Raw genomic sequence first — 8,839 nt, forward strand, 5'->3', positions numbered from 1 at the left:
GACTTATCCACAGCAGCCTGAATGACGGGCGGCTATCGTCCCTGGTCAAAATTCAACCGGTACACCTGGTCAGTTTTAAACCGGTACGGACACTGTGAGCATCCAAACAGGTCAGTCCGCGCTGCGGGGCGTGACGATCGATGTCGGTATCCACATCTCGAAAATGTTGCAGCCTTTCCCCGTCCGTCCCTCGATGTCGCCTCCGTGAGATCGCAGGATTGAACGAGTGATGGCAAGGCCCAGCCCGGCGCCATCGCCGGAGTGACGGCGGGACGCATCCACGCGATAGAAGCGGTCAAAAAGACGTGACAGGTGTTCCGACGGGATGGGCTCTCCGGTGTTCTCGACTGAGAGGTGGACGGCTTCGGCGTCCGGGCTGTCGCGTACGACGCTAACCGTCACAACAATGCGCCCACCAGACGGGGTGTAGCGCAGTGCATTGGAGAGGAGGTTACCAATAGCCCGCCGGAGCATCAGTCGGTCTCCGGTCACTTGGCCGGCGCCTTCAAGCCGTAGCGAGACGCCGTTCTCTTCCGCCAGGGCACCGTAAAAGTCGAACAGGGCCGCAACCTCGTCCGCCAGATCAAAGGTTTCCTGGCCTGGCACGATGAGGCCGTTCTCGGATTTGGCGAGGAACAGCATGTCCGAAATCATCCGCGACAGACGATCGAACTCCTCGCAGTTGGACTCCAGCACTTCCCGGTATTCCGCAGAACTACGGGCCTTGGCGAGGGCAACCTGGGTTTGCGTCATCAGGTTGCTGACCGGCGTCCGGAGCTCATGGGCCAGGTCCGATGAGAAGTCTGAAAGTCGCTTGAACGACTCCTCCAGTCGGGCCAGCATGTCGTTAAGGGATTCAGCGAGCTCAGCCAGTTCGACGGGGACGGCGTCCACAGGCAGACGCTGGTCGAGACGTTGGGCGCTGACTTCCGTGGCTCTTCGCTTCATCTCGCGAAGGGGGGCCAGGCCTCGACGGGCAGCAAACCAACCGAGCAGCCCGGTCGCCAAAGTGCCACCAATGACCACGCTCCACAGGGTCTTCATGAATGAGTCCATGAAGCGGTTGTGATGGGAGATGTCCGTCGCCACGGCGACGACGGCAGGTGGCCATGCCTGAACCCCGGTGGGTGCTTCAGCCACGATGCCCCGGAAGGACAACTGATCATCGACCTGCCACACGTAAGGCCGCTCAGCCTCGGGTGTCTTGACCCGATCCAGTAACGGTTGGGGAAAGGGAGCATCCTGGGTGGCGAACAGGGTTTGACCGTCCGGTCCCTTTACGGCTACGACCAGGCCATGATGCCCGATCAAGGAGTCGTCCATCTGCTGGGGAATCGCCGCCAGATCCTTTGGCGAATTCACTTTGGCCAAGGCGTGGCGAATCAGCTCAAGTTTGCCGCTCAGGGCCTCCATGTCCTGCTCTTCGAAGTGGTGTTCGACGGACTCGGCCACAATCAAGCCCAGTATCAGCAGCACGACTGTCGATGCTGCCGCAAAGAGCAGGGTCAGGCGGAAGGTCAGGGACTTGCGGCGGGCTCGCGGGCGAACTACTCGCACTCCTGCTCCTCCAGCACATAGCCCATGCCGCGCACGGTGCGAATCAGCTTGGGTTCGAAACCATCGTCGATCTTGGCCCGCAGTCGACGCACCGCCACCTCGATCACGTTGGTGTCACTGTCGAAGTTCATGTCCCACACCTGGGAGGCGATCAAGGAGCGCGGTAGCACTTCCCCACGCCGCCGGAGCAGGAGCTCGAGGAGGGCAAATTCCTTCGCGGTGAGATCTATCCGCTTGCCGGCGCGCGTGACGCGTCGGCGCAGGAGGTCCAGTTCCAGATCTGCCGCATGCAGGGCGTCGACTTCCTTGTTCTTGGCGCCCCGGCGCAAGAGCGTGCGAACGCGAGCCAGCAACTCCGAGAAGGCGAAGGGTTTGACGAGGTAGTCATCGGCCCCCAGCTCGAGCCCCTTGACCCGGTCATCCACGCTGTCCTTGGCGGTCAGAAACAGGACGGGCATCTCCTTGCCGGCCTTGCGCAGTGCCTGCAGCACGCGCCAGCCATCGAGCCCTGGCAACATCACGTCGAGCACGATGAGATCGTAAACATCGGTCATCCCGAAGTGCAGTCCGTCCATGCCGTCCCGCACCAGGTCCACATTGAAGCCGGCTTCAACCAGCCCTTGCTTGAGGTAGTCCCCTGTTTTGGGTTCATCCTCGACGATCAGTATTTTCATTGTCTTCCTCGCAGCCTTCTCTATTTGGCCGCGTTAGTTTGGCGCAAGCCACTTCCATTCTTCCCAAGATTACAAAGATGTAATTCCCGGGTCAGTCTCCTGTCGGTTTTTGCACCGCACACTGCTCGCCATGGGAACACCAGATTCCCGAGGCCCCCTTTTGACCCCATGGAGACGACCGATGCGATCAACCCTGCTCGGACTGCTGGCACTGGCCTTGACGAAATGCGTCCTGGCTGCTGAGCCGCCCACCCTGGAGCCTGCTTCCAGGACTTCCCCTCGTGAGTCCTCCTTGTCCGATTATCGTGCCTGGTCGGAAGCCCCCGTTGGCGCATGGCGAGCGGCCAATGAAGGCGTCCTGCGTACAGACGGCGCGCATGCAGGCCATGCGGCACCTGCCAACACCGACGGGGCTTTGCAGAAGGAAAGCGGAGCGATGCCGCCGGCCTCAGCGAGGCCTCCTGCTGACCATCACCATTAGGAGTTCGCCATGCGCTCAACCCTATCTTCCCGACACTCCCGCGCCATCAAGGGGCTGACCACCCTGGTGCTTGGAACGCTGGTCCTGAGCGGCTGTGCCAGTTTCTCCCCGGACGGAGGCTTCGACACCGTGCGGGAAACGACCCGCGCCCGTATTGGTGCCGATGCCCAGTGGGCGAGGAGCGACGAGGCCCGCAAGGAGATCGATACACGTGTGACCGAGCTGCTGGCCAAGCCCCTGGCTGCTGAGGATGCTGTTCAGGTCGCCATTTACAACAACCGGGGACTTCGCGCTGCATTTTACGATCTTGGGATCAGCGAAGCCGAGATGGTCCAGGCCGGGCGATTGCCGAACCCCCATTTTTCGATGCTTCGTACCAGCCGCGCCGAGAATGGCGTACGCGAATTCAAGATCGAACAGGTGCTGACCTTCAACCTGTTCGCGCTGATCACCATGCCGCTTGCCGTGGAGGTCGAGAAACGCAACTTCGCCCAGACCCAGCGCATGACGGCGCTGGAGGTGGCGAGACTGGCCTCCGAGACGCGCAAGGCCTACTTTGGAACCATCGCGGCCGAAGAGTCGGTCCGTTACCTCCGGAAAGTCAGGCAGGCCGCGGAAGCCGGCGCTGGCCTGGCCCGCAAGATGGCGGAAGTCGGTAACTTCAACCGGTTGCAGCAGGCGCGCGAGCAAGGTTTCTATGCGTCCGCGGCCCTCGATCTGGCTCGGGCCGAGCAAGCCAGCATTGCGGCGCGAGAGCGGCTGACCAAGCTGCTGGGCTTGCCATCACCCCAGGCGATTCGACTCCCCGAGCGCCTGCCAGATCTGCCCAAGTTGCCCGACGAGCTGCCGGCAGTCGAGCAAACGGCGCTGGATCAGCGCCTTGATCTCCAGGCGGTCCGTCTCGAAACCGAGGCGCTGGCCAAGAACCTTGGCCTCACCCAGGCCACACGCTTCATCAACGTGCTGGAGTTTGGGCCGGCACGTGTCCTGGAGGGAACGCGGGATAGCGGCTACAAACGCGGCTACGAAGTGAGTTTCGAACTCCCGATCTTCGACTTTGGCGGCAGCAAGGTTGCCAAGGCGGGAGCCATCTATGGTCAGGCCGTTGAACGTGCGGCGGAAGCTGCCATCAACGCCCGTTCGGAAGTCCGCGAAGCCTATTCGGCGTATCGCAACAGTTTCGACATTGCAAAGCATTACCGGGACGAAATCGTGCCGCTCAACAAGCGGATCGCCGAAGAGAACCTACTGCGCTACAACGGCATGCTGATCGGGGTCTTCGATCTGCTTGCCGATGCCCGCTCCCAGATCAGCAGCGTGAACAGCTACATCGAGTCCCTGCGTGACTACTGGATTGCCCAGAGTGATCTACAAATGGCCCTGATCGGCAAGCCCTCCTTGGCCGCCGCCGCGCGCACTTCCCCGGCCAGCACCGGCCGTCCGGATCACTGAACCGAAAGGACACCCGATGACATCCCGTCGCGCATTCATCCAAAGCCTGGGCCTGACCGGTGGCGCCGTGGCCGCGGCCTCGGTCAGTTCCGTCGCCATGGCCGCACTTCCTGAACTCATCCTGAAGGAGGACCCGAACACGGCGCCTCCGCATTTCCCGCGAGGCGTCACCGGCGCCGGTCGGCCCTATAACCCGGTGGTCACCCTCAACGGCTGGACGTTGCCGTGGCGCATGAACAAGGGCGTCAAGGAGTTTCACCTTGTGGCCGAGCCGGTTGTGCGGGAGATCGCTCCTGGCATGAATGCCCACCTGTGGGGTTACAACGGACAAAGCCCCGGCCCAACGATCGAAGTGGTCGAAGGCGACCGGGTCCGCATCTTTGTCACCAACCGCCTGCCCGAGCACACGACCATTCATTGGCACGGGCAACGCCTGCCCAGCGGAATGGATGGTGTCGGCGGACTCAATCAACCTCAGATTCCCCCTGGCAAGACCTTCGTCTACGAGTTCGTGGCACGCCGGCCAGGCACCTTCATGTATCACCCCCACGCCGACGAGATGACCCAGATGGCGATGGGCATGATGGGCTTCTGGGTTACCCATCCGAAGGAGCGGCACCCCCTTATCGACGAGGTGGACCGGGATTTCTGCTTCCTCCTGAACGCCTACGACATCGATCCCGGCAGCTACACACCGAAGGTGAACACGATGCTCGACTTCAACCTGTGGACCTTCAACAGTCGGGCATTTCCGGGCATCGACTCCCTCAATGTGCGCCAGAACGACCGGGTACGTATCCGCGTCGGCAACCTGACGATGACGAATCATCCGATTCACTTGCATGGTCACGAATTCACGGTCACCGGCACCGACGGCGGCCCGACGCCCAAGGGGTCGCGCTGGCCGGAAGTGACGACCGACATCGCCGTCGGGCAGATGCGTCAAGTCGAGTTCATCGCCAACGAAGCCGGTGACTGGGCCTTCCATTGCCACAAGAGCCACCACACGATGAATGCGATGGGCCATGACGTGCCGACGATGATCGGGGTCGATCACCGGGAGGCCGCCAAGCAGATCACCGATCTCATTCCCGACTACATGGTGATGGGAGAGCGCGGCATGGCCGACATGGGTGAAATGGAGATGCCGCTGCCGGACAACACCCTTCCGATGATGACAGGCCAAGGCCCCTATGGTGCGGTGGAGATGGGCGGCATGTTCACTGTCCTGAAAGTCCGTGCCGAGCAGAAGGTCGGCGATTACTCCGACCCCGGCTGGTACAAGCAGCCTCCCGGCACCCGTGCCTATGAATGGACCGGGCCCGCCGCTGAGCCGCCGCGCGCAAAAACCCAGGGGGGGCAATCCATGCCGGCGACGGGCAAGCCCGCAGCAACCGAAGTGCAGGTCCGAAAGCCCGGCCCGCATTCCGGTCACTGAGTTCCACTCACGATAACAAGCACTGAGGAACCCCATCATGAACAAGACTCTGATCACCCTGGCGGTTCTGGCTGCCGTGGGTGCGGCTTCAGGGGCCGTCCTTCTTTACTCCGGCGCCATCAACGTTGCCGCCGACGAGCCCCATCACCCGCTGACCTATCGTTTGCTCGAATTCGCGCGTGAGCGCTCCATCGCAGTTCGGGCAAGTGAGATCAAGCCGCCTGTTGATCTGACGAATCCGGAACGGGTCCGCCGGGGCTCGGGTAACTACGACGCGATGTGTGTGGGATGTCACTTGTCTCCGGAAGCAGAGGACTCGGAGATCCGGAAAGGGCTCTATCCGACACCCCCAAAGCTGACCGTCAAGCCCGAAGCTGCGCTCGACCCCCAATTCGCCCAGGCCCGTCAGTTCTGGATCATCAAGCACGGAATCAAGGCTTCAGGCATGCCCGCCTGGTCGAAGGGCGGGATGGAGGATGAAGCGATCTGGGATCTGGTTGCCTTCCTCCAGAGGCTGCCCGGGCTGACTGCGGCGGACTACACGGCGCTTGTGGCATCCAGCGAAGGACACAGCCATGGTGGGCTTGATGCCCATGAGGCTCATGAAGACCATAGCGACCATGCCAAGGATGAACCCGTCTCTCCCGTCGTCGTGGAGAAGAAGGGGCACACGCATCCGCCCGGCTTCAAGCACACACACTAGGGGCCCAAGGACCGCAGAGCCTCTGCCTGAAGATTACAGAAATGTAATTTTCAGGACAGCTTCTCGTCGGTGTGCGCTTGCCAGAATGAGCCATCCCAATCACCAAAGGAATCGTCATGAAACTGCAGACGCTGATCTTGTCGTCCGTGCTGGGCCTGATGGCAGGCACCGCCCTGGCTGGGGCCTCGGTCGATGTGTACAAGAGCCCGTATTGCGGTTGCTGCGGGAAGTGGGTGGAGCACATGCGTGCCCAGGGCTTCGACGTGAAGACGCATGACGTGGAAGACGTTCCGGGGCAGCGCAAGAAGCTCGGCATGCCCGACGCCTACGGGTCGTGCCACACGGCCAAGGTCGGCAACTACCTCATCGAGGGGCATGTCCCGGCGGCGGATGTCCAGCGCCTGCTGAAAGAGAAGCCCAAGGCCGTTGGCTTGGCCGTTCCCTCCATGCCGCCGGGCTCCCCCGGCATGGAGAGCGCCAAACCAATGCCCTACGAAACGCTGCTCGTCAAAGCCGATGGTTCGACCAGCGTGTTTGCCCGTCACTGATATCCGATACCTCTCATGAAGGAAATCCCCATGAAAACTCCGTTCATCGTCCTGGCCACTGTACTAGGCACTGTATTTTCCATTCCTGCCATCGCTGCCGACGAGCATGCGGATCACACCGCCATGCACGGTGAAAAAAGCGGCGTTTCCGCCCAGATGACCGATGGCCTCGTCAAGAAGGTGGACAAGTCTGCCAGCAAGCTCACCTTGTCCCATGGCCCGCTGCCCAACGGCATGCCGGCAATGACCATGGTGTTCCGCGTCAAGGATCCGGCCTGGCTGGATCAGGTGAAGGCCGGCGACAAGATCCGCTTCATGGCGGACCAGATCAACGGTGCGATGACCGTGGTGCATCTGGAACGCAACTAAGTTGTTCGTGTTGCCGTGCATCGGGTCGACATATCGCTTCTCAATCATGAGCAACTCACCGCAGTGCTCATGATTGGCGGTGCTGCCGGCCTTGTGCTGGCCGTACTCGGGTTCTGGCTTCTCAGGAGGCGGCTCAGCTCAAAGTCGACGAGAGTCGCCAAGGTGCAGTCGCGTGAGCGCAAGGGGCGACGTAAGAAGTGACGGCTTGTTGGCGAAGTGACTTCGCTTGCCAGAATCCGACAATATTCAGGGAGTCATCAATGAAGATGCGTACGAAACCGCGCGCAAGTTGGTTGTACGCCGTGGTGCTGGGGGCATTCAGCCTGGCTGCGCAGGCACAGGACGCCTCGCTTGGCGCCAATGTCGAATCGCTATTGGACTTCGCCCGCAGCCGCAATCCTGAATACGCCTCGATGCGTTTCGAGGCTGAAGCCGCCGCCGAGCGAGTCACACCGGCCGGCGCCTTGCCGGACCCGAAGTTTCGAACCGAATTACGCGACATCACCCGGATGGGTGAGCAAAACCCGACGCTGGCGCCGGCCCGAGTCGGCAGCACACGCTACCTGCTGATGCAGGACGTGCCCTGGCTCGGGAAGCGGGATCTCAAGCGGGAAATCGCCGAACTCGATGCCCGCGGCGCCGAAGGGCGTGCCAGCGGCACCTGGGCAGAACTGGCGGCCCGGATCAAGACCGCCTATTCCCAGCTCCAGTACGTCTATCGCAATGAACAGCTGACCCGCGAAATCCTCGACCTGATGACGCGCCTGGAGAAGATCGCCCAGGTGCGCTACGCAGGTGGCTTGGCGGCTCAGCAGGACGTGATTCGGGCACAGGTGGAGCAGACCGGCATGAAGAGCGAGCTGGTCGCCCTCGAGAATGAACGCCGGCAGCTCCAGGCAAGGTTGAATGCCCTCCTTGCAAGGCCCAGCGCGTCCCCCCTGGCTGCGCCAGAGCGCCTGAGAACGCTCCCAGCCCCGGCCCAGCTCGACCCGTTGGCCCTTGAGGAGCGTGTGCGGACAAAGAACCCGCAGCTCTTTGCCGAAGAGGCCCGGATCCGCTCAGCCGAGAAGAACCGCGAACTGACTTACAAGAACCGCTACCCGGACTTCACGCTGGGGGTCTCGCCGATCCAGTACCAGGGTTCCGTGAAGGAATGGGAGCTGATGGTCGAACTGAACCTGCCCCTGCAGCAGGGCTCCCGCCGTGCCCAGGAACGGGAGTCGGAAGCCATGTTGTCGGCCGCCCAAGCCCGTCGCGACGCTACCGCCAACCAGGTTTTGGGGGAACTGGCCGAGAACCTGTCCGGCTTCGACGCCGCCCGGCGCACCGAAGCCCTTGCCGCAACCAGCTTGTTGCCGCAATCCGAACTGACTTTCAAGGCGGCATTGGCCGGCTACGAAACCGGCAAAGTGGATTTCGCCACCTTGCTCGACGCCCAGCGGCAGATCCGTCAGGCCCGTCAAAACCGTATCAAGGCTCAGGCCGACGCGCAGATGCGCCTTGCAGAAATCGAACGAATTCTCGGAGAAGATCTATGAAAACAGGCGCAGGTATTGCGATCGGCCTCTCGGTCGCCCTGGCGGCCGGTGGTGGCTACTGGCTGGGCCAGCGGCCGGC

At 62.0% G+C, this 8,839-nt stretch carries 8 protein-coding genes; 6 read left to right on the plus strand and 2 right to left on the minus strand.

Features of this window, described 5'->3' with window-relative positions; translation table 11 throughout:
• Positions 1-111: 111 nt before the first annotated feature.
• Together ACIQ09_RS20945 and ACIQ09_RS20950 are read right to left on the minus strand one after the other, a co-directional pair.
• Positions 112-1,557, minus strand: coding sequence for a heavy metal sensor histidine kinase (locus ACIQ09_RS20945; protein WP_299886600.1), 1,446 nt, complete (start codon positions 1,555-1,557; stop codon positions 112-114).
• On the minus strand, positions 1,548-2,231 hold the full coding sequence (locus ACIQ09_RS20950) for a heavy metal response regulator transcription factor (RefSeq protein ID WP_169148592.1): 684 nt from the start codon (positions 2,229-2,231) through the stop codon (positions 1,548-1,550). The genes ACIQ09_RS20945 and ACIQ09_RS20950 overlap by 10 nt, the downstream gene beginning before the upstream one ends.
• Positions 2,232-2,721: 490 nt before the next feature.
• Here ACIQ09_RS20950 and ACIQ09_RS20955 point away from each other — a divergent pair, with 490 nt between their 5' ends.
• The 6 genes from ACIQ09_RS20955 (at position 2,722) to ACIQ09_RS20980 (ending at position 8,760) form a co-directional block, all read left to right on the plus strand.
• On the plus strand, positions 2,722-4,164 hold the full coding sequence (locus tag ACIQ09_RS20955; protein ID WP_299886595.1) for a TolC family protein: 1,443 nt from the start codon (positions 2,722-2,724) through the stop codon (positions 4,162-4,164).
• A 16-nt stretch (positions 4,165-4,180) separates the two neighbouring features.
• Positions 4,181-5,602, plus strand: coding sequence for a multicopper oxidase family protein (locus tag ACIQ09_RS20960; RefSeq protein ID WP_299886589.1), 1,422 nt, complete (start codon positions 4,181-4,183; stop codon positions 5,600-5,602).
• A 37-nt stretch (positions 5,603-5,639) separates the two neighbouring features.
• Entirely contained in the window at positions 5,640-6,305 is a 666-nt protein-coding gene (locus tag ACIQ09_RS20965; protein WP_169148589.1) for a cytochrome c, read from the plus strand.
• Between the two features lie 116 nt (positions 6,306-6,421).
• Positions 6,422-6,853, plus strand: coding sequence for a DUF411 domain-containing protein (locus tag ACIQ09_RS20970; protein ID WP_141355057.1), 432 nt, complete (start codon positions 6,422-6,424; stop codon positions 6,851-6,853).
• A gap of 30 nt (positions 6,854-6,883) precedes the next feature.
• The gene (locus ACIQ09_RS20975) at positions 6,884-7,222 is read left to right on the plus strand and encodes a copper-binding protein (protein ID WP_346285389.1); all 339 of its coding nucleotides are present in this window, start codon (positions 6,884-6,886) and stop codon (positions 7,220-7,222) included.
• A gap of 266 nt (positions 7,223-7,488) precedes the next feature.
• Positions 7,489-8,760 (plus strand): TolC family protein, encoded by a 1,272-nt coding sequence (locus ACIQ09_RS20980; protein ID WP_148581817.1) that lies wholly within the window; start codon positions 7,489-7,491, stop codon positions 8,758-8,760.
• Positions 8,761-8,839: the final 79 nt, after the last annotated feature.

The organism is Zoogloea sp., assembly GCF_044344315.1.
GTDB lineage: Bacteria > Pseudomonadota > Gammaproteobacteria > Burkholderiales > Rhodocyclaceae > Zoogloea.

What these genes read in the sequence shown, in the direction of transcription:
- ACIQ09_RS20950 (WP_169148592.1), bottom strand. Translation starts at nt 2,231, where the DNA reads ATGAAAATACTGATCGTCGAGGATGAACCCAAAACAGGGGACTACCTC.
- ACIQ09_RS20960 (WP_299886589.1), top strand. Translation starts at nt 4,181, where the DNA reads ATGACATCCCGTCGCGCATTCATCCAAAGCCTGGGCCTGACCGGTGGC.
- ACIQ09_RS20970 (WP_141355057.1), top strand. Translation starts at nt 6,422, where the DNA reads ATGAAACTGCAGACGCTGATCTTGTCGTCCGTGCTGGGCCTGATGGCA.
- ACIQ09_RS20980 (WP_148581817.1), top strand. Translation starts at nt 7,489, where the DNA reads ATGCGTACGAAACCGCGCGCAAGTTGGTTGTACGCCGTGGTGCTGGGG.
- ACIQ09_RS20955 (WP_299886595.1), top strand. Translation starts at nt 2,722, where the DNA reads ATGCGCTCAACCCTATCTTCCCGACACTCCCGCGCCATCAAGGGGCTG.
- ACIQ09_RS20965 (WP_169148589.1), top strand. Translation starts at nt 5,640, where the DNA reads ATGAACAAGACTCTGATCACCCTGGCGGTTCTGGCTGCCGTGGGTGCG.
- ACIQ09_RS20975 (WP_346285389.1), top strand. Translation starts at nt 6,884, where the DNA reads ATGAAAACTCCGTTCATCGTCCTGGCCACTGTACTAGGCACTGTATTT.